A 16,907-nucleotide genomic window follows, 5' to 3' on the forward strand; every position below is an offset into this window, starting at 1 on the left:
GAAATGCACTAATGCGGGTTACGGCTGCTAGGCACTGGATGTCTAGCCTGTTTCTATTCGATTCGTTCCAGATTTCCGTTGGCGTCCATTTTGAAGCGAGTTTTCAGCTCCTCGTCCTCTTCATTCAGGAATGCCAGTCTTCGCGCCCGATCCATGATCTGGATCAGCGCCTTATAGTCATCATTGACGACATGGTAATCGGTTTTCACTTCACTGACTTCCTTCAAGAGACGCTCATTCTCGCTGCGAAGTCTTGCAAGCTCTTCCTCTTTCTCGCGCAGATTTTTCTCCAGCAGCTTATACTGGCGTGAGCTTTCCTGCAACCCGCCCTTCCATTGACGAAGGAAACGGATGACGGCATCAATGGACAGCGTTTCTTCCGTGGCTCCGTCGTTTTTATAGGCTTCCTGTTCCAGTTCCTGGGCAGCTACGCCTGCAACCTGCGGGCCGCTAAGCGGCGACTGCTTCTTATAATAACTTCTTTTCTGGCGCTGGGATTTCGCCAAGCTGATTGCTTCCTCGTATTTTTTGCGCACACAGCTGTTCCATCGAAATCCGCAGGCGGCCGAAGTGCGGCCGATCCGCTCCCCTACTTCCTCAAAGGCAGCCAATTGGGTGCTGCCCTCCCGAATATGGCGCAGGGTCACCTCCGCTAAAATCAGATCATCCTCTGCGCTCCAAGCATCCTGTCTTACTGCTGACATACCATAAAACCCTCCTAACGACATCCTAAAATAACCGTCTTCAATACCGTAAATCGGCTGCTGAATAGGGTATAAAAACTGCTTAATTCATTCCTATGCCTCTCATAGAGTTCATAGAATCTATTTGATACTAAAATGTATTTCCATTTTGATTACAGATCATACGCTTGAGCGGGGAAATGGTGCGAAACCTTAGAAAAACTTCCTGATTATTTCGAAGCCTTCTCGGCACATAATAAAAATAAAGCAGGTTTTTCTTGAGTTAGGCGTTTACACCATTTTCCCGTAACGCTATAATGGGAATAGCGGCATTATGTGCGTACATACGAGAGGAGGATATATCGTGGCACGGATGTTTCGAGTGCTGGGCTTTTTTACCCTAACGATCGGGTTGATGGCCTTCGCCGGTGATCTTATTGAAATGGCTCTGCTGTTCTTCCTGCAGACGGCATTTTTCGTGATCCTGGGATATTTGAAATTCACGGAGAGAACCTATATTCTTCTCTTCTGGGCTTATATGATCGTGACCTTCACAGGCTTCAGCTACTGGACGGTCTTCGTTATGGGCAAGCCGCTCTAATGAATGCCAACAAACCAAGCAGGCGAATATCCGCTCCCGCTGGCGCTTGAACTTGGACAACCCGGCTAAGCGGACGGGTGCGGATGATTTCCTTGCGATTCGTGAACAGTGTCTTTAAAAAAAAGCGATCCGGAGCATTTGCTGCGGGTCGTTTTTTTTCAGTTTCCAAAAGGTTGATATTTATAACGTCATCATCATATATTGGTTAACAATGAAGGGACAGCGGACGGATTCCTTTCGTCTAAACAACCATTCAAGGAGGACTCCTGTTGATTGAACGATTAAAAACGCCGATCCTCCCGTTCATGCTCACGCTGCTTCTGTTGTTCTGTTTCATGTTTACTCCAGCGATTTACTCCGAGCAGGATGCAAGCCCCGTCATGCCGGACTCGGAAGAGGCGCGCCGCATCTTGCAGGACAGTCTGTCCATTGTCGAGATCGATGAGGAGATTTCCCGGATTTCGAGCCGGATTGTGGAGCTTGAAGCGCTGCAGGACGAGCTTCAAGGGAAGATCGGAGAATTGGAGCTGACGATTCGTGACCGCCAGGAGCGCGCCGGAGCTGTGCTGCGTTCCTATTACATGGGCGAGCGCGAGCAGTTATATTACATGCTGTTATCTGCTAAAAGCTTGGCCGGGTTTTTCCGTGTACTGGATTTTTACGATTTGATCATTCAGAATGACCGGGACGTGTTAACGGCCTATAACAACCAATATCAGGAGCTTGCCTCCTCCAAGGCTGAGGCCGCTCGGAATGCATCGGCGCTTGTTGAAGTGAAGGATAATCTGGTCAGGCAGCGGGAACGTGTGCTTGCGCTGGAGAAGCAGGTGGACAGCGCCGTATCGACAAGCAGCAATCCTGAAGCCATGAAAAAGCTGATTGAGGAGTTTACTTTATATTGGGAGAACGTCGGCCTCTACGAGGTGAAACGCCATTTCCGGGCCCTGGCAAACGCAATGGAGAATCTTCCGGATTTCGTTCAGGGCAGCAAGAACATATTGAAGACAAACGGGAAAGTGTATACGATAAACATTCATGAAGATGAGCTTAATGCCTTCCTCCGGTCCGAGGACGAGCTCTTCAACTCGTTCGCATTTCATTTCAATGACGGCAAAGTGATTGCATCCGGAGAAAGCGGCAATTTATCCCTTTTGATCGAAGGCCGGTATACGGTTGTCGAAGATCCGCAGAACGCCATTATGTTCCATGTCGACAAGCTTGTATTCAACCGGATCGAGCTGCCGGACACAACGCGCCAGGCGCTCCAGGAAGAATTCGACATGAACTTCTATCCGAAACAGCTGGTGTCCTTTCTGAAAGCAACAGAGGTTTCAAGCGCCAATCAGAGGCTCATGGTTACGATGGAGCTGGATTTATAGCTTGCTATAGCTTGTTTAACTTAAGAAACCACTGCAATTAAGCGCAGTACCGATAGTCCCGCCCCCCGGTCACTATCATCTTTAAGGCTGTATGGATTAACTGCCATTAGATTGACGCCTCTATTATCCACTACATAGGATGAACAAAAAAACAGCTGCCCGGAACATTCGCAATCTAACGTTCCAGGCAGCTGTTTGACGTGCTGATCCTAATTATGCGTTTCACTTCGCCTCAGGAGGATGCAGCTCCAGGTACTTCTCCATGGTTATTTCTCCGCTCAACAGGCTCCGGGCCGATTCGGCATAGGCCTGGAAGTTCACCGGCTCCCCAAAATCGAGCACCGAAGCTTCGTTCTCCGCAAGCAGCAGCTGAACCGGAACGGCGGCCTTTTGCCAGATGCCTTGGTCATGAAGCAAGTGACTGCTGGTCACGTAAAGCTCTGACAAAACAGGCAGCGTTCCTGCCGACTTGCTCCATTCGCGCTGCTGCTCTTTTTCCGTCATGTACGTTATCCATTTCATGGCGAGTGCGGAAGATTCCGTTTGGGCCGCTACGGCAAGACATCGTGTGCGAACGACAGGGGACTTTGGATGATTATTCCCCATCGCGAGAGCAAGAGTCCTACCGTCGGTGTCTTGATCGACAAAGGCTGAATAGGGCCCGATCTGAACGGTTCCCGGCTCGTCACTCGGTTCCGAATTTTCCCCGGGAACCTGCTGCTCGCCGCTCATTGACTCCGAAGCAGGTCTGATGCCCCGCAGCAGCAAGTCCAGAACATCCCGATCCGGACTGGACGGATCTCCTTCCATGAGGTGAACCGCAGCTGCAAAGGCGTAGGGGTCCCTTAAGTCAAAGGACAGCACCGCACCGGATGTATGTACGCCGAAATATTCTTTCCATTCTTTCCGGCTTCGGGGCAGCTTCTTGGAGGGTTCGTCCTTCCCTTGCCCGTTCCAGACCATGACATAGGGATCGATGTCGAAAGGCAAGCCCCATTGGTAGCCGTTCCACTGCAGCGGCGTGAGCAGGCCATTCAAGGCCTCGCCGTCCGGCATAACCGCTTGGGAGGCATCGACCGGGAGCAAATAACCGTTCATTGCAAGCGCTTTTATATAATGCGAATCTGTCAAAAGGATATCTGGCCCTTCTCCCAGGCTCAACTGCATCATAAAGGAATCCAGGGATTCCTCCCCGTCTGGATCATTCGATTCCAGAGGAACTATCTTAACCTCGGCGCCGTACTCCTGCATAAACTGTTCGTTCAGCTCATTCAGCTTCCTCAGCTCGGCGCCGCTTAACTGAACCCCGACCTGAATCGGGCCCTGGTCGGCTTCCGGCGTTTCCGGCCGCTGTTCGGGCGGAATCGGCTCATCTCCGGGCGGCTCCCGCTTGGTATAATGAGTGAAGTCGAAGCTGGGAGATAAACTGGATAAAGACAATAATAAGACCGCAAAGAGGAACCAATATTTTTTCCGTTTCATATCCCCACTTCACTCCTTTAGCCACTTGCCCTTATTTTACCAAACCTCTAGTGCTCTTGTCCTATCTCATTTATAGATTATACCACCGGTTTGCAAGAACAGACAGATAGAACTATACGAAACCGTACCCTGCGCAGCTGTATAGTATGTTGTCAAGTGAATGCAGAACGCATTAAGCAAGCTCACTGCCCCGGAGTCTCTATACGGCATGAACCCAATACAAGCAAGAGTGAGGGATCCCTTCTTGCACCGCACCCAAGTGCTGCGGAAGATATTAGAAAAGACGGTCCGGAAATGATAAAGATTTCCGAACCGCCCCTTTTTCAAATATGAGATGCCGTTTGTTCCCTTTTTCTTTATTTCTCGGGAAATATCAGCTACAGCAAATCTGCCGCCAGTTGGGCCAGCTTGGAACGCTCGCCCTTCGTTAATGTGATATGACCGCTCAGGCGCTCCTGCTTAAACCGCTCTACCACATAGGTCAGGCCATTGCTCACCGCATCCAGATACGGATGATCGATCTGCTCCGGATCTCCCATAAGAATGACTTTGCTTCCTTCTCCGGCCCTAGACACAATGGTCTTGACTTCGTGCCGCGATAAGTTTTGCGCTTCATCCACAATAATGAATTGCCCTGGAATGGACCGGCCGCGAATGTAAGTCAACGCTTCGACCTGAATACTGCCGAGCCCCATGAGTATTTTATCGATATCGCCCGATTTCTTGGTATCGAACAAAAATTCCAGATTATCATATATCGGCTGCATCCAAGGTCTCAGCTTATCTTCCTTCTCGCCGGGCAAATAACCGATATCCTTGCCCATCGGAACGACAGGCCGGGCAATCAGCAGCTTTTTATATCGGTGCTCATCCTCGACTTTGGACAGACCGGCTGCAAGCGCCAGCAATGTTTTCCCTGTTCCCGCCTTCCCCGTGATCGTCACGAGCGGGATATCGTCGTTAAGCAGCAGCTCGATCGCCATTCGCTGCTGGGCATTGCGGGCGCTTATTCCCCATACCGGTTCATTGCTCAAGTGCAGCGGCTCAAGCCGTGTAGCATCCTCATTGACGCGAAGCAATGCCGACTTGGCCGAGCCCATTTCATCCTTCAAAATGACGAATTCGTGCGGGTACAACAAATAAGGCAGCTGCAGCGGTTTGATCGGAAGATAACGGTAGCTGTAAAACTCGTCGATGACCGACGGGTGTACCTTGATCGTCGAATATCCGGGAAACAATTCGCTCGGATCGGCCGTCCGGTCGGACAAGTAGTCCTGTGTCGTTAATCCAAGCACATCCGCCTTGATCCGGACCAATACGTCCTTGCTGACGAGCACGACAGCCTTGCCGTCCTCCTTCGGTTCCTCCTCCAATTTATAATTTAACGCGACAGCCAAAATTCGATTGTCGTTGGTAGCCTCACTAAACAGTTCTTGTACCTTGACGAAGCTGCGATGATTCAGCTCAACCTTCAGTGTCCCGCCATTCTCCAGAAGCACCCCGTCATGCAGGTGCCCCCGTTCCCGTAATCCATCCAACAGCCGGGACACGGTGCGGGCATTTCGGCCGATCTCATCGGCATTACGCTTCTTCGAATCGATCTCCTCAAGAACCACCGCAGGAATGATGACCTCATGCTCCTCAAAAGCATAAATGGATTGAGGATCATGCAGCAGTACGTTCGTATCCAGCACAAAAATTTTACTCATCTTATCCCTCCACTGCTTCTTCATCATCAGGTACACATTAAACCATTTCGTCCCGGACATAATAAGCTTAGCCTCTGGAGTAATCGAATGAAATTTACGACGAAAGGACAGATTCATATGAAAGCTGCTCTATCCCTAGTGCTGACGATGGTGCTTCTCGCAGGCTGCGGGACTGCCAATAACAATGCATCACCCTCTCCTCGTAATCAAACGAATGGACAGACGAATAACACGACAGCCCAGAGCTTGAATGGTAACAGAGGCCTTGCCACCAACAATGTAGATGGCTGGGGCCCGGGTATCACGAACAGGGGGGACGCGGCTGACAATACCCAAGGTAATGCGCGTGTGGATACGTCGACCGCTAATCATTTGAAAGCGTTGGCCGAAAGTGTACCAGGCGTCAAGAATGCCAATTGTGTGGTCATGGGCAATACGGCCGTTGTGGGACTAAATGTCGATGGAAATCTCGACCGTGCTGAAGTGGGTACCATCAAATACACGGTCGCCGAAGCTCTACAGAAGGATCCTGCCGGAGCCAACGCGCTCGTTACAGCCGATTTGGACATTACCAACCGCATTGCCGATCTTGGCCGACATATTCAGGAGGGTCACCCGATAGCCGGACTGGCCAGCGAGCTTGCCGATATCGTCGGACGCATCATTCCGCAGCTGCCTAAAGATGTCACGCCTAGAAACGGTAATGCCCAAGATCACGGAGGACGAACGGTACAGCCGAACAGTCCTCAAGGGAATGCACCGCAAAACACCAACCGCAGCAGATAGACATTTCATGACGGCAATCGATTCGAGACTAGGACGAAGATCCGTGTTTGTCCGCCAAGACTCCACATTTTTCATACAAAAAAGCCCAGTGAAATCCCACTGGGCTTTTTACATGGCCATAGCTTCCCCTTCTTCAGTAAAACCGCCGATCGAGGAGAACGGCCAGCGTATTCAAGAAACGGCAGCGAAAATCCGCCCGTTTCGATATCCAATTCCGACCCATGCGGCGGAAGGAGCTTCGAAACGGAGCAGATGCCGTCTTCTGCGGAGTATATACGGATGGAAGTTGACCGCACAAATCCCCAAGCTGCTTCAGCAGCCTGATCAAGCCGGATCGGCGCGCGTGTCGTGTGCATCATTGGGTAGGACATAAATAAGGCCTCCTGTACAATGATCTCCATCTGTTACATTGTATTATATCACACGGTAAAACTTGCCTTCAATTGTCACGGTGAGACAGGAGTTGTACCTTCTTCCCCTGCTGTCCCGGCTTTATGATTGCCGGCCAGCTCCTCCTGCAGCGCTTGCTTCGCCTTCTCGAGCTCAGCCGAACTGATATACACATTCGGGCTTCGCCATTCGCCGGTCACCGGCATAAACCGTACATCATCCTTCTTAATATCATAATACGTTGCGATCAGGTTGCGGATCTGATCCTGCTCCAGATCGGTGATCATATTGTCCGATACCGCATCCAGCGCGTTGCCGACCTTGGTAACCCCGCCTAAAGACTTCATGCGGTCCAGCAAGGAGTGGAGCACCTCGCTCTGACGGGCATTGCGGTCGAAATCGTTGGATTCCTTGGTTTTCGGGTTGCAGTTCATCGATTTCCGGTAGCGTACATAATCCAGCGCCTTAGCGCCGTCCAGCTTCTGCGGGCCTGCCTTCAGGTTGATATCCGTGCCATCGGCGGAGTCCCTGTGGCACATATTGTATTTTACGTTGACGTCAACGCCGCCAAAGGTATCAACAATATCACGGAAGCCCTGGAAATCGATCACGGTAACGTAATCGATGTTCACTCCCATGTATTTGCTCATCATGACCTTCATCTCATCCTCAGGCTTAATTCCGCTGCCCGGCTGCTTCTTCTCGGCCTTGTTGAAGGCAGCTTTGAACTTCGGATAATACGAGTTCAGCTTGTTCGGCACATATCCTTCAAGCTCGATGAGCGTATCCCTTGGGAGCGATACCAGCGTCGCCGTATTCGTATCGGGATGCATCGAAACCACCATGACAACATCCGTCAAATAAGTTCCGGTTTTCGGACGGTAGTCCGTTCCGAGAAGCAGCATCGTGATCGGCTTTTCCTTGGCGGATTGCCCTGGAGGCACCGGCTTGTCGATTCCGCTCTTCTCGATAACTTCATTGCCTTTAAAGAACAAAAATCCTGCATAGCCTGCGGCGGATAGGATTGCGATCAGTAAAATAATCAGAATCGTTTTAAAAAATGTTTTTACACCGCTTTTTTTTCGCTTTGGAGCAGAGGTTTTCTTGCCCTTCCCCCCGCTTTTTGATCTTGGAGGGAGATTGGTATGATTAGAATTCATATCATTGCACCTGATTTCATTCAAATTAGATGAATGTCCGATGAACGCTCAGACCTTAGGACTGAGCATTCATCGGACCATGGGTTACTTCTCTCTCTTATTAAACGACGGGGACTGACAAAAGGTTGCCGAAATCAGCGTAAAATCGCGCGAATGTTCACTCGTTTTTTACGATTTGGATTCCGCCTGCGTCTTTTTCTTCTGGCGTTCCTCCACAAAATAGCGTATCCGAACCATGAACATCAAGGCGACCGCTACAAGCAGACATTGGATGATCGGCAGCTTATCGATTTGGAACACGAGCAGAATAGCCGATCCGAGCAGCATCAGGAAGTACAACAGAATCTCCTTAAGCAAGGGGAGCTTCTGTTTAACCCGAAACACCTTGTTGTACACGTAGGTAATCATCACAAAGATCAAAATATACGAGATGAGCGGATGCGCGGCCAACCATTCCTGCATGACAGGCTCACTCCTTTAAGGACAAGTAATCTTTAGCATATTCTCTATTATAGATTCGCTTGCGCCATTTTACGATGTTTTTCTGCACGCTCGCGTTCGCTCTTGTTCAAGATCTTCTTCCGCAGACGCACAGACTTCGGCGTAATTTCGCAATATTCGTCATCATTCAGATATTCGAGCGCCTGCTCCAAAGAGAAGATGCGAGGCGTCTTCAGCTTCACCGTGTCGTCCTTCGTTGCGGAGCGGACGTTCGTCAGCTGCTTTTCCTTACAGATGTTAACGACGATGTCATTGTCACGGGTATGCTCCCCGACGATCATGCCCTCATAAATTTCAGTACCCGGCTCAAGGAACAGTGTTCCGCGATCTTCTACAGACAGCATGCCATAGAAGGTCGACGTTCCGTTCTCCGTCGATACGAGCACGCCTTGGTGGCGTCCGCCGACCTGGCCGCCCACTAGCGGGCCATAGCTGTCAAATGCGTGGTTCATCACGCCGTAGCCGCGAGTCAGCGTCAAGAAATGGGTGCGGTATCCAATCAATCCGCGGGCCGGGATCAGGAATTCCAATCGAACCTGTCCGTTGCCGCTGTTCACCATATTCACCATTTCTGCCTTGCGTGTTCCAAGGCTTTCCATGACCGCACCCATGCTTTCTTCCGGCACGTCGATCATCAAGCGTTCGATCGGCTCCATTTTGACGCCGTCGATTTCGCGGACGATAACTTCCGGCTTGGATACTTGAAGCTCGTAGCCTTCACGGCGCATGTTCTCGATCAAGATGCCAAGATGGAGCTCACCGCGTCCGGAGACGATATATGCATCCGGGCTGTCGGTTTCTTCCACTCTCAAGCTGACGTCAGTCTCAAGCTCTTTGAACAGCCGGTCGCGCAGCTTGCGGGACGTTACCCATTTGCCTTCACGTCCGGCGAAAGGACTGTTGTTCACGAGGAATGTCATTTGGAGTGTCGGTTCATCGATTTTCAGCACCGGCAGTGCCTCCGGATGCTGAGGATCGGCGATCGTCTCTCCGATGTTGATATCCTTGATACCGGCAATGGCAACGATATCGCCTGCGCCGGCTTCCGAAACCTCGATCCGCTTCAAGCCTTGGAAGCCGAACAGCTTCTCGATCCGGGCATTCTTGCTTGATCCGTCGCGCATGATGACCGTAACGGATTGTCCCTGCTTGATAATGCCGCGGTTCACGCGGCCAATCGCGATGCGGCCCAGGTATTCGTTGTAATCCATCAAGGTAACGAGGAACTGAAGCGGCTCGTCCACTTTCTCCGTTGGGGAAGGAATGTGCTCGATGATCGTTTCGTACATGGCGAGCATATTGTCATCCTGCTTGTCCGGATCCTTGCTTGAGGTTCCGTTCAAGCCCGATGCATAAACGACCGGAAAATCGAGTTGATCGTCGTTTGCGCCGAGCTCGATGAACAGATCAAGCACTTCATCGATAACTTCAGCCGGACGGGCGGCCGGACGGTCGATTTTGTTAACAACGACGATTGGCGTCAAATTATGTGCGAGCGCTTTGCCGAGCACAAATTTGGTTTGAGGCATGCAGCCTTCATAGGCATCGACGACGAGCAGAACGCCGTCAACCATTTTCATGATCCGTTCCACTTCACCGCCGAAATCGGCGTGTCCCGGTGTATCTACAATATTGATCAGATAATCTTTATACGTGATAGCCGTATTTTTGGCCAAGATGGTAATCCCGCGTTCGCGCTCCAGGTCGTTGGAGTCCATCGCGCGCTCCTGCAGCGTCTCATGCTCCCGGAAAATACCGGATTGCTTCAGCAGCTGGTCTACAAGTGTTGTTTTGCCATGGTCAACGTGTGCAATAATGGCAATGTTGCGAATCTGATCTCTTGATTGCATAAATGTATCTCAAATCCCTTCTGTTCGAATGAGCCACAAAGAAAGCGCCGGACGACATGCCGACGCTTCAACATACTCCTAATAATATAGGGAAACGAATGGTGAAATCAAGTCTTTTCAGAAAACTTCCAATAATACTTACCATCCCCGACTCCACTTATTGTTTCGTCCCGAGCTATTCCGCCTGACAATCATCCATACGCCTGAAGCAATCAACAAAAATGCGATAATGTAGAGTGCCGCAGACGACAGCCATGTAAAGAAGAGGATAAGCACAGACAGCGCGGTTAGTCCGAGCGCAATCGGAAGCGCTCCTCCCGGCCGCGGAATTTCAAACAAATAATATTCAAACAAGCCGACCCCTACGCCCAAAATCAAGATCGGCCACAAGGATGACATGAGCCCCCATCCTGCAAAGTTGCAGATCAGGAACAGCAGACCATATACGGTCAAGATCCCGCCTGGAATAAGAATGCCGGCCGTCGCACGGCGGCTGAAATACAGAAAATGCAGAAATATGCCCGGCAGCAGCACGATCAGCGGCCATAACGTTCGGCCTAGAAAGCCGAATACGCCGAGTTTTCCAAGGAATATGACAACTCCGGCCCCGACGATGAACAAGCCCAGCGCCAAATCTTTTCTTGAGGACATCTGATCACCCTCTCTTCAGTATGTATCATTCATTACATCAGCGTGTTTTATTAGTCGTTCGATACGTTAATTTTAGCCCAAACCGACAAAAAAAACTATATCCCGAGCTTGTTCCATTTAAATATTAACCAGATTCGCGGTTTTCAACAAAAAAATGGATGACGGTCCATTACCGGACCCGTCACCCATCGTTATTCGTGCTTTCGCAAGCCGATTCAACCTTTACATCCACCAACGCTAGGCTCTATGCCTCTTGCCCATTGTCTGCATACCGCCGATCAGGATGACGGCGCCCGCAAGAAATATCGGGATCAGGTTGTGGCCGTGCGGCAGCCAGTAGGCGAGCAGCAAGCCGACACGCGCGTCCTGCGTCAGCATTTCCCCTGCGGTAAAAGCCAATATCCCTGCCCCGATATACAGCAGGAGCGGAAACTTATGAAGCATCGAAGAAATCAAGCCGCTCCCCCAAACCACGATTGGAATACTCAGTAATATGCCGATCGCGATCAATGCCAAATCGCCGTTAGCCAAACCGGCAATCGCGAGCACATTGTCCAGGCTCATCACAAAATCAGCTACCAGGATCGTATTGATTGCCGACCAGAGCGTAAGCGAAACGGATATCGAAACGTCATCGTCCGTTTTAGGGGCCATCAGCTTGATAGCGAGCCAAACGAGGAGCAGGGCGCCTCCAGCCTGCAGAAAGGGGATCTTCAGCAGCAATACCGCTGCCAGGGTCAGCACGCATCTCATCAGGACAGCCGCAACGGTTCCGATCCATACGGCCCGCTTGCGGTGTTTATCGGGAAGATCCTTGCTGGCCATGGCTATAACCAGTGCGTTGTCGCCGCTTAATACCAGATTGATCATTAGAATTTGTCCAAGCAGAAGCATCGTCTCCATGCATGTCACACCCCCACTCTAACACATATGAGTCAGGTGGCCAGGCTATGCTTGCACAACCGGAAAAATAGGCATATAATGAATCGGCTTTCTGTTATTGTGGAACCGTATACGAAGAGGAGTGACATTCATGGAAACCACCGCCGAATTTTTTCTGGCCCTAATCAACATCGTTTTTCTCGATCTCATTCTAGCCGGAGACAACGCCATCGTCATTGGGCTCGCGGCAAGGAATCTTCCGCCGACCACCCAGAAGAAGGCGATCATATACGGAACGGGCGGAGCCGTCGTGCTCCGGATTATAGCCACCATTCTCGTTGTCTGGCTGCTCAATATTCCTTGGCTCCTGCTGGTTGGGGGCATTCTTTTGATCGGCATTGCGTACAAGCTGCTGACCGATGATAACAGCGACCATAACGATATTAAGGCAGGAAAAAGCCTGGGCTCTGCCATACGCACCATCATCGTGGCGGATGCCGCCATGGGTCTGGACAACGTCATCGCTGTAGCGGGCGCTTCCAAGCACAATATGGTGCTGGTTACGATCGGGCTGTTGATCAGCGTACCGATCGTGGTATGGGGCAGTACCCTTTTTATTAAACTGATCAACCGTTTTCCATGGATTATTTACCTCGGCTCGGCCGTACTCGCCTACACGGCTTCGTCCATGATTACCGACGAGAAGCACTTCCATGCTTATTTTGAAGGCCATCAGATCATCAAATATCTGTTCATTGCCCTCATTATCGTTGGAGTGCTTACGGCAGGCCATCTGAAGAAAAAGTCGCAGCAACGGCAATCGTCAACGATGTCCTAGTTTTCGGTTGCAGAAGAGGCGACCTTACAGAAGTTTAAACCCACGGTGGCCAAAAACCCTCCAAAGTCAAAAAAAGCAAGCAGCCAAGGAAGGCCTTAGCCGCTTGCTTTTTTTCGTATATGTGGCGGGAGCCCGCAGCGGTCCCCATGATAACCATGCTGACTCCAACAGCTGAGCTGCTGAAACACAAAACCACCTGCAGCCCTAGAACCAGTCCTCGTTAACAACCGCCCCGTCATCATTCGAAGAACCGGCGCTGATGTTCGTGTCAGGTTTAATGATCAGCGTCTCGGTTCCGGCCACGGCCGCCTCAATTCTTGCAGCCATATGCTCTAACGATGCCTCCACTCTCTCCACGACATGCAGGTTCGGATTGGTTGTCGGGGATTTGGGAACAAACAGCGTACAGCAGTCCTCATAAGGAAGAATGGACGTTTCATATGTGCCGATATCAATCGCCGTCCGAATAATCTCGTTCTTATCGGATGTAACAAGCGGACGCAGAATCGGCAGGTCGGTCGCCCGGCCGATGACGTTCATGCTCGCCAGCGTCTGGCTCGCTACCTGGCCCAGGCTGTCCCCGGTAACAATCGCAAGCGCCCCCTCCTTCTCTGCAAGGGTGGTCGCTATTCTCAGCATGGCCCTGCGCATGAGGGTGATGATCAGATTATCCTGCCCGATCCCGACGAAGGACGTCTGCACATCCGTAAACGGAACGAGATGGAGCTTCAGCCTGCCGGCATACCCGGATAAAATCCTGGTCAATTCCATGACTTTCTCCTTGGCGAGTTGGCTTGTGTAAGGGTAGCTGTAAAAATGAACGCACTGAATTTCAAGCCCTCGGCGCATTGCCTCCCAACCGGCCACCGGACTGTCGATTCCGCCGGACAAGAGCAGCATCGCTTTGCCGTTCGTTCCGAGCGGAAATCCGCCGACACCCGGGATCACCTCATAGAACAGATAGGTTCTTTCTTGCCGAATCTCAATCCGTAGCTCGATCTCCGGATTCTTGACCTGAACCTTCAACTGAGGGTAGGCCCGCAGCAGCGGGGAGCCGACCAGATGATTCATCTCCTGGGAGGAGTGGGGGAATGGCTTCCACACCCGTCTGGCGGTCACTTTAAAGGTTGTCTCCTTCGTCAATACCTTCTGCCCTACAAATTCAACAGCGGTCTTGATAATGCTGTCCAGCTCGGAGGGGCATACTCGGACGGGGCTGATCGATACGAGGCCGAATACCTTCTTAAGCGCTCCGGCAAGCGCCTCTGGGGACTCCCCGTTCAGTTCCACGTACAACCTGCCGTATTCCTTAATGATGTTCGCCTTGGGAAACGGCCGCAGCACGCTCTTGATATGGTTATGCACCGATCTCTCGAACCGGCTGCGGTTTTTTCCTTTTAACGTAAATTCGCCGAAGCGAAGCAGCAGCATATCGTATGTCATTCTCGTTGTCCCTCTCTTTCCATAATCGGGCGCAGCTTGCCGCACACCACGCGGAGCGCCTGCGCCAAAGAAGCCGCATCCTCAGGCTGATGCTCCTTGCCGAGGCTGATGCGGATACCCGAGGATGCATGGGCCGCATCCTTGCCCATGGCGAGCAGCACCCGGCTCGGCTCGCTTAATTTGGAGGAGCATGCCGACTTGGTCGACACGAGCATCCCGAGCTCTTCCAAGGCATGCACCATCACTTCCGGCTTCAATCCCGGACAGGAGAAATGAACGATATGCGGCGCGCTCCGTTCGCTGCTGTTCAGCTCCAGTCCCGGGATTTGGCGAATTTCGCGAAGCAGGATATCCCTGATTTCGGTCAAGCGGGCATGCAATTCAGGCTGGCCCTCCTGTGCAAGTCGCATCGCCTTGGACATCGCGACGGCACCGGCAACATTTTCGGTACCGGCCCGGTGGCCGCTTTCTTGCGATCCGCCCGACAGAATCGGAAACAGCTGTACACCCTGTTTTACGTACAGCAGGCCCATTCCTCTTGGACCGTTGAATTTATGTGCGGACAAGCTGTACAGGTCAGCCTGCCATGCGGACAGCTCAACCGGGAGCTTTCCGAAGCCTTGAACGCCGTCCACATGCAGCAATGTTCGCGGATTCCGCTCCTTCACGATCCGGCCGATATCGGCAAGCGGGGAGATGGCTCCCATTTCGTTGTTGACATGCATGATGCTTACAAGCACCGTATCTTTCCGTATGGCTGCCGCCAGCGCAGCCAGATCGACAATGCCCTCCGCATCCACCGGCAGATAGGTAACCTCCCAGCCCAGAGATTCGAGCTGCTTGCAGCATTCGTATACGGAGGGATGCTCGGTTCCTGTCGTAATGATATGCTGTCCTCTGCTGCGATACTTCATCGCTGCACCCTTAATCGCCATATTGTTGCTTTCCGTTGCCCCCGAAGTCAGGACGATCTCACCGGGCTGCACCTGCAGCGCGGCCGCACACACCTCTCTTGCGCGCTTCAGAAGCTTCCCGGCGGCCTCGCCTGAGCGATGAAGGGCTGACGGGTTCGCGTAATGCATCTTCATAATCTCGGACATCGTATCCACCACCTGCTCCAATGGAGGCGTCGTAGCGGCGTGATCCCAATATATCAAGGTCATATCCCCTTTCCATACCCACTAACGGCAATTCATTGTAACCCAGACTTTTATATTTACACAAAAAGATCAAACGGTAAAGCCGCCGTCCATGAATCGGACATCCTTAAGCTTACCGTTTGATCCTCAAGCGAGCGAGCGTGATGATTCCATCTTCGTTACGCCATATACTTCGTGCGTGCATTCATTACTTTGCCGATGTAGGCCTGGGTCTCTTTCGGGAGGACATGAAGCATGGACATGAGCTCCTCGTCGCTCGAAACCCCAAGCCCCGCAATTCGGGTTGGACCCGCATTGTAGGCGGCCAGCACCATCGCCAGCTCCCCGCCGAAACGCTGAAGCAGATTGGCCAAATACTTCGTGCCGCCCTCAATATTTTGCGCCGGGTCGAACGGATTGCTTACACCAAGGCCCCGTGCGGTACCGTCCATAAGCTGCATCAATCCTTTGGCGCCGGCCGATGAAACCGCATCGGGATTGAAGGAGGACTCCGCGTCAATCACGGCTTTGATCAATGAGACCGGTACACCATAGCGTTCCCCTGCCGCGGCGATTAAATCCTCAAAGCTTGTCTTGACGGTAGATCCCGTATCCTCGATTGAATAATCCTGAGTCCCAATATCCGCGTGCGTTTCGCTGACAGGCCCGAGCTGCTGCCACAGCAAACCGTCCTCCCAAGTCACGCCGGGCGGCAGCGCGCTTATCGTTCGGCCTTGCGGCACGGTTGTCGGCTCCTCCGTCAACAGCTGGCTCAGCACATCGCTAAACCCTGACACGGCCTCCCCCGAGCCGGTGTGCATCCGCTGCACATTGGTCGCGCTCTGCGACCAGAGAATCGGATCAATTTGCATGGTTCTAACTCACTTTCCTCCGTAAAATTCAATGTTCTGGTCCTATTCTACCATGGCTTTGGAACAATCTGCTAGGCCTATTCGACAAAAAAAGACGAATCCCCTTGTTTCCCGGATGGATTCGCCCAGTGTTGCTCCTGTTTAAGCGGCCTAAGATTTATCTGGCGAACGGAATCAGAATAAAATAACTGATCGTTGCCAGAATGCCAAGACCGATCGACCATGCGCCGGTCGTTCTGCTTCCTTTATTGTAAGCGTAGTAACCGACTACAGCCGCAATCGGCCCCAAAATAACAGACCACATGAACAAGGAAAGGATGCCGATCCCGAGCCCGACATATCCGGCGGTCCGGCCGGCAGTCGCCTCCCTGCCGGCATCATCGGTGCGCTTGACGGTAACGTCGCTTGGAGGGGCAACCTCAGCCGCATATTCCTCCCGGTGATCCTTGCGCGGAAAATCTACGCGGCTTCGTTTTCCATTGACCACTTTCATCTTGTTTCGTCCCTGTTTCTTATCCAAAGCATACACCTCCTGATTGAA

General features: G+C 51.8%; 17 protein-coding genes. 4 read left to right on the top strand and 13 right to left on the bottom strand.

All coding sequences use genetic code 11. The features are described 5' to 3' along the window. Positions 1–53: 53 nt before the first annotated feature. Positions 54–704, bottom strand: a complete 651-nt coding sequence (locus NSQ46_RS20980) for an RsfA family transcriptional regulator (protein WP_342574572.1) — start codon at positions 702–704, stop codon at positions 54–56. Positions 705–1,047: 343 nt separating this feature from the next. On the opposite strand from NSQ46_RS20980, the gene NSQ46_RS20985 reads away from it, so the two are divergent. Beyond that, a complete protein-coding gene (locus NSQ46_RS20985) occupies positions 1,048–1,284 on the top strand; it encodes a DUF2626 domain-containing protein (RefSeq protein WP_007129447.1) in 237 nt (78 codons plus the stop codon). Between the two features lie 269 nt (positions 1,285–1,553). Then, positions 1,554–2,663, top strand: coding sequence for a hypothetical protein (locus tag NSQ46_RS20990; protein ID WP_342574573.1), 1,110 nt, complete (start codon positions 1,554–1,556; stop codon positions 2,661–2,663). A gap of 222 nt (positions 2,664–2,885) precedes the next feature. On the opposite strand, the gene NSQ46_RS20995 is transcribed toward NSQ46_RS20990, so the two are convergent. After that, positions 2,886–4,145 carry an extracellular solute-binding protein gene (locus NSQ46_RS20995; RefSeq protein WP_210095265.1) on the bottom strand — a complete coding sequence of 420 codons (1,260 nt, stop codon included), beginning with the start codon at positions 4,143–4,145 and terminating at the stop codon, positions 2,886–2,888. Positions 4,146–4,522: 377 nt separating this feature from the next. Further along, entirely contained in the window at positions 4,523–5,854 is a 1,332-nt protein-coding gene (locus tag NSQ46_RS21000; RefSeq protein WP_040738501.1) for a PhoH family protein, read from the bottom strand. A 117-nt stretch (positions 5,855–5,971) separates the two neighbouring features. Here NSQ46_RS21000 and NSQ46_RS21005 point away from each other — a divergent pair, with 117 nt between their 5' ends. Further along, positions 5,972–6,640 (top strand): YhcN/YlaJ family sporulation lipoprotein, encoded by a 669-nt coding sequence (locus NSQ46_RS21005; protein WP_040738499.1) that lies wholly within the window; start codon positions 5,972–5,974, stop codon positions 6,638–6,640. A gap of 71 nt (positions 6,641–6,711) precedes the next feature. Here NSQ46_RS21005 and NSQ46_RS21010 read toward each other — a convergent pair whose 3' ends face one another. The 6 genes from NSQ46_RS21010 to NSQ46_RS21035 all read right to left on the bottom strand — a co-directional run bounded on the left by NSQ46_RS21010 (position 6,712) and on the right by NSQ46_RS21035 (position 12,095). Continuing rightward, positions 6,712–7,011, bottom strand: a complete 300-nt coding sequence (locus NSQ46_RS21010) for a hypothetical protein (protein WP_342574574.1) — start codon at positions 7,009–7,011, stop codon at positions 6,712–6,714. Positions 7,012–7,086: 75 nt separating this feature from the next. Next, positions 7,087–8,190, bottom strand: a complete 1,104-nt coding sequence (locus tag NSQ46_RS21015; RefSeq protein ID WP_007129441.1) for an LCP family protein — start codon at positions 8,188–8,190, stop codon at positions 7,087–7,089. A 168-nt stretch (positions 8,191–8,358) separates the two neighbouring features. Continuing rightward, positions 8,359–8,652 (bottom strand): YlaH-like family protein, encoded by a 294-nt coding sequence (locus tag NSQ46_RS21020; protein ID WP_007129440.1) that lies wholly within the window; start codon positions 8,650–8,652, stop codon positions 8,359–8,361. A 47-nt stretch (positions 8,653–8,699) separates the two neighbouring features. After that, positions 8,700–10,541 carry a translational GTPase TypA gene (typA, locus tag NSQ46_RS21025; protein ID WP_007129439.1) on the bottom strand — a complete coding sequence of 614 codons (1,842 nt, stop codon included), beginning with the start codon at positions 10,539–10,541 and terminating at the stop codon, positions 8,700–8,702. 138 nt (positions 10,542–10,679) lie between these two features. Beyond that, positions 10,680–11,192, bottom strand: coding sequence for a hypothetical protein (locus tag NSQ46_RS21030; RefSeq protein ID WP_028404311.1), 513 nt, complete (start codon positions 11,190–11,192; stop codon positions 10,680–10,682). 237 nt (positions 11,193–11,429) lie between these two features. Beyond that, entirely contained in the window at positions 11,430–12,095 is a 666-nt protein-coding gene (locus NSQ46_RS21035; protein ID WP_342574575.1) for a TerC family protein, read from the bottom strand. 130 nt (positions 12,096–12,225) lie between these two features. Between NSQ46_RS21035 and NSQ46_RS21040 the strand changes: the two genes are divergently transcribed. Then, positions 12,226–12,912, top strand: a complete 687-nt coding sequence (locus NSQ46_RS21040; RefSeq protein ID WP_007129436.1) for a TerC family protein — start codon at positions 12,226–12,228, stop codon at positions 12,910–12,912. A 204-nt stretch (positions 12,913–13,116) separates the two neighbouring features. On the opposite strand, the gene thiI is transcribed toward NSQ46_RS21040, so the two are convergent. From thiI to NSQ46_RS21060, 4 genes are all read right to left on the bottom strand, one after another. Further along, positions 13,117–14,355, bottom strand: coding sequence for a tRNA uracil 4-sulfurtransferase ThiI (thiI, locus tag NSQ46_RS21045; protein WP_007129435.1), 1,239 nt, complete (start codon positions 14,353–14,355; stop codon positions 13,117–13,119). Continuing rightward, a complete protein-coding gene (locus tag NSQ46_RS21050; protein WP_028404315.1) occupies positions 14,352–15,512 on the bottom strand; it encodes a cysteine desulfurase family protein in 1,161 nt (386 codons plus the stop codon). The genes thiI and NSQ46_RS21050 overlap by 4 nt, the downstream gene beginning before the upstream one ends. 161 nt (positions 15,513–15,673) lie before the next feature. Beyond that, the gene (locus tag NSQ46_RS21055) at positions 15,674–16,366 is read right to left on the bottom strand and encodes a lytic transglycosylase domain-containing protein (protein WP_210095264.1); all 693 of its coding nucleotides are present in this window, start codon (positions 16,364–16,366) and stop codon (positions 15,674–15,676) included. A 157-nt stretch (positions 16,367–16,523) separates the two neighbouring features. Continuing rightward, positions 16,524–16,859: a hypothetical protein gene (locus tag NSQ46_RS21060; RefSeq protein ID WP_232239255.1), complete on the bottom strand. Its 336-nt coding sequence runs from the start codon at positions 16,857–16,859 to the stop codon at positions 16,524–16,526. Positions 16,860–16,907 lie beyond the last annotated feature (48 nt).

This window comes from Paenibacillus sp. FSL M8-0142, assembly GCF_038597315.1.
Classification (GTDB): Bacteria; Bacillota; Bacilli; order Paenibacillales; family Paenibacillaceae; genus Paenibacillus_AQ; species Paenibacillus_AQ lactis.

What these genes read in the sequence shown, in the direction of transcription:
- NSQ46_RS21035 (WP_342574575.1), bottom strand. Translation starts at nt 12,095, where the DNA reads ATGGAGACGATGCTTCTGCTTGGACAAATTCTAATGATCAATCTGGTA.
- NSQ46_RS21060 (WP_232239255.1), bottom strand. Translation starts at nt 16,859, where the DNA reads ATGAAAGTGGTCAATGGAAAACGAAGCCGCGTAGATTTTCCGCGCAAG.
- NSQ46_RS21000 (WP_040738501.1), bottom strand. Translation starts at nt 5,854, where the DNA reads ATGAGTAAAATTTTTGTGCTGGATACGAACGTACTGCTGCATGATCCT.
- NSQ46_RS21005 (WP_040738499.1), top strand. Translation starts at nt 5,972, where the DNA reads ATGAAAGCTGCTCTATCCCTAGTGCTGACGATGGTGCTTCTCGCAGGC.
- thiI (WP_007129435.1), bottom strand. Translation starts at nt 14,355, where the DNA reads ATGACATACGATATGCTGCTGCTTCGCTTCGGCGAATTTACGTTAAAA.
- NSQ46_RS20995 (WP_210095265.1), bottom strand. Translation starts at nt 4,145, where the DNA reads ATGAAACGGAAAAAATATTGGTTCCTCTTTGCGGTCTTATTATTGTCT.
- NSQ46_RS21030 (WP_028404311.1), bottom strand. Translation starts at nt 11,192, where the DNA reads ATGTCCTCAAGAAAAGATTTGGCGCTGGGCTTGTTCATCGTCGGGGCC.
- NSQ46_RS21015 (WP_007129441.1), bottom strand. Translation starts at nt 8,190, where the DNA reads ATGAATTCTAATCATACCAATCTCCCTCCAAGATCAAAAAGCGGGGGG.
- NSQ46_RS20980 (WP_342574572.1), bottom strand. Translation starts at nt 704, where the DNA reads ATGTCAGCAGTAAGACAGGATGCTTGGAGCGCAGAGGATGATCTGATT.
- NSQ46_RS21020 (WP_007129440.1), bottom strand. Translation starts at nt 8,652, where the DNA reads ATGCAGGAATGGTTGGCCGCGCATCCGCTCATCTCGTATATTTTGATC.
- NSQ46_RS21010 (WP_342574574.1), bottom strand. Translation starts at nt 7,011, where the DNA reads ATGTCCTACCCAATGATGCACACGACACGCGCGCCGATCCGGCTTGAT.
- NSQ46_RS21040 (WP_007129436.1), top strand. Translation starts at nt 12,226, where the DNA reads ATGGAAACCACCGCCGAATTTTTTCTGGCCCTAATCAACATCGTTTTT.
- NSQ46_RS21055 (WP_210095264.1), bottom strand. Translation starts at nt 16,366, where the DNA reads ATGCAAATTGATCCGATTCTCTGGTCGCAGAGCGCGACCAATGTGCAG.
- typA (WP_007129439.1), bottom strand. Translation starts at nt 10,541, where the DNA reads ATGCAATCAAGAGATCAGATTCGCAACATTGCCATTATTGCACACGTT.